This window comes from Xanthomonas sp. SHU 166, from assembly GCF_000364685.1.
GTDB classification, from domain to species: domain Bacteria; phylum Pseudomonadota; class Gammaproteobacteria; order Xanthomonadales; family Xanthomonadaceae; genus Xanthomonas_A; species Xanthomonas_A sontii.
In genome coordinates, this window is sequence record NZ_AQOJ01000356.1 from 1 (window position 1) to 2,904 (window position 2,904).

Here is a 2,904-nt window from a genome sequence, read left to right on the forward strand (position 1 = left end):
GGCTCGCCGGCCTCGGCCAGCAGCACCGGCAGCGCAGACACGCGGGCGATCTGCTTGACCAGGTTGCCGTAGCGGCCGCCATCCAGGCGCAACTGCACCAGCAGCGGCAGCGGGAAGTTCTCCGGCAGTGCGGCGAGCAGGCGGCGGATCGCGTCAGGGCCGCCGATGCCGGCCATCACCAGCACCGCACCGTGCGCGGCGGCGCCTGCACCGGCGCCGCTCGTGGACGCGAGCTCTTCCGACTCCAGCGCGACCAGCGACAGACCTTCGGTGGCGAACTGCGGGATGGGTTGCGACGCGCGCGGCGCAGCGGCAAGCAGGGGCGCATCGTCGTCGACCAGCGACCAGGCACTGGCCGGCAGCGCCGCGGGTGCGGTTGTGGGCGCAGCCGGTGTGGCATCGGCCTGCGGTGCAGCCGGCACGGCAGACGCTTCGCTGGCAGCGGCCTCGGCGCGCGCGAACTGCAGTTCCTCGAAACCCGGCGCGACGTCGGTCGGCGGTTGCCAGGCATAGACGCCGTCCTCCGGCACGGCCGCGGCGAAGCCGGCAGCTTCGTCGACATGCAGGCCGATCGGCGCGTCCTCGTGCAACTGCGCCGGCGTCGCCGGCAGGCCCGGCTCCGGCTGCAGGCCGGTCTCGGTCTCACGGCCGGGCGGCAGCACGTCCTGATGGCCTTGCAGCTTGGCCGCCAGATGCCGCGCCCAGCGCTGCGCTTCCCAACCCTCGCGGCGCGCGGCCAGCTCGGCCTCGTCGAAGATCACGGTGACGCCGGGCAGCGCCAGCGCCGCATCCAGCCGCTCCAGTGCGTCCTCGATCGCCGGCTCCAGCGCGATCAGCACAGCCGCCGGCGCAGCGTCAGACAGGGTCTGCGCGTCGATCGCGCCCGGGTCGTCCTCCAGCACGATCGCCGCGCCGACCAGGTGCAGCGCTTCGCGCAGGCGCTCGCGCGCCTTGCCGGGACGAGCCAGCAATGCGACCGGCGTGGAGGTGGCGTCGCCGTCATTCGCGAACACGGGCGATCCCCAGCAGGTCGTAGACGTTGCGCATCAGATCCAACTCTTGGTAAGGCTTGCCGAGATAGCGCTGCACGCCCAGTTCGAAGGCGCGCTGGCGGTGCTTCTCGCCGCTGCGCGAGGTGATCATCACGATCGGCACGGCGGCGTAACGCGGATCGGCGCGCATCGCCGTCGCCAGTTCGTAGCCGTCCATGCGCGGCATCTCGATGTCCAGCAGCATCAGGTCGGGCACGCGCTCTTCCAGGCGTTCCAGCGCCTCGACGCCGTCGCGCGCGGACACCACGTCGAAGTTGTGGCGTTCCAGCACGCGTCCGGTGACCTTGCGCATGGTCAGCGAGTCGTCGACCACCATCACCAGCGGCACGCGGCGCTGTTCGGTCGGCGTAGCCTCCACCACCGGCCGCAACGGCTGCGCCAGGAAGCGGCGCACCAGCGGGGCGATGTCGAGGATCACCACCACGCGGCCGTCGCCGGTGATGGTGGCGCCGTAGATGCCGGGCACCGAGGCGATCTGCAGGCCGACCGGCTTGACCACGATTTCGCGGTTGCCGAGCACCTGGTCGATCGCCACCGCCGCGCGCAGGTCGCCCGCGCGCACCAACAGCAACGGCACCTGCGCCTGGCCTTCGGCGCGTGCCGGCGCCTGCCCGACCAGCGAGCCGAGGTCGTGCAGCGCATATTCCTCGCCGCTGTAGCGGTAGCCGCCGGTGCCGGCCTCGAAACGCTCGCGGCCGATACGGCCGATGCCGCTGACCGACGCCACCGGCACCGCGAAGGTGGTCTCGCCGATCTGCACGAACACCGCCTGGGTGACCGCCAGGGTCTGCGGCAGGCGCAGGGTGAAGGTGACGCCCTGGCCGCGCACCGAGTGGATGTCCACCGAGCCGCCGAGCTGGCGCACTTCGTTGCGCACCACGTCCATGCCCACGCCGCGGCCGGCCAGCTGGCTGACCTGGTCGTAGGTGCTGAACCCGGGCGCGAAGATCAGCGCATCCAGTTCGTCGTCGGACAGCACCGCGTCGGCGGCGATCAGCCCGCGCTGCTCGGCGCGGCGGCGGATCGCCTCGCGGTCGAGCCCGGCGCCGTCGTCGGCCACTTCCAGCACGATTTCCGATCCCTCGCGGCGCAGGCGGATGGCGATGTTGCCCTCCTCCGCCTTGTCCGCGGCACGCCGTTGCTCCGGCGCCTCCAGGCCATGCGCGACCGAGTTGCGCAGCATGTGTTCCAGCGGCGCGACCATGCGGTCCAGCACGTTGCGGTCGAGTTCGCCGTGGGTGCCTTCCAGGCTCAGGTGCACCTGCTTGCCGGTTTCGCTGGCGGCCTGGCGCACCACGCGCCGCAGCCGCGGCACCAGGCCGTCGAACGGCACCATGCGCGCACGCATCAGCCCGTCCTGCAATTCCGAACTGACGCGCGACTGCTGCTGCAGCAGACCGTCGTATTGCCGCGCCAGGTCGTCGAGCACCCCCTGCAGGCCGCCCAGGTCGGCCGCGGACTCGTTGAGCGCGCGGCTGAGCTGTTGCAGCGTGGAGAAGCGGTCCAGTTCCAGCGGATCGAAGCTCTGCTCGGTCTGGTCCTGTTCGCGCTGGTAGCGGGCGACGATCTGCGCCTCGGTTTCCAGATCCAGGCGCCGCAGCTGGTCGCGCAGACGCGCGTTGGTACGGTCCAGTTCAGCCATCGCGCCGCGGAACGCACCCAGCTGCTGCTCCAGACGCGAGCGGTAGATCGCCACTTCGCCGGCGTGGTTGACCAGGCGATCGAGCAGGTCGGCACGCACGCGTACCTGTTCCTGCATGGGCCGCGCGATCGTCGCCTCTTCGTCGGGCGTGCCCTCCACCGGCAGCGGTGCCGACAACGGCGCCGCCACGGCGGCCAGTGCCGCGGCAGC

General features: G+C 71.8%; 2 protein-coding genes. Both read right to left on the minus strand.

Going from position 1 to position 2,904, the window contains the following annotated elements; all coding sequences use genetic code 11:
* Window positions 1–1,013 (minus strand): chemotaxis protein CheB (locus D180_RS10300; RefSeq protein WP_017912729.1); only part of this gene is annotated, 1,013 nt, incomplete at its 3' end.
* Window positions 1,000–2,904 (minus strand): response regulator (locus tag D180_RS10305; RefSeq protein WP_043090759.1); only part of this gene is annotated, 1,905 nt, incomplete at its 5' end. The genes D180_RS10300 and D180_RS10305, both read right to left, overlap by 14 nt.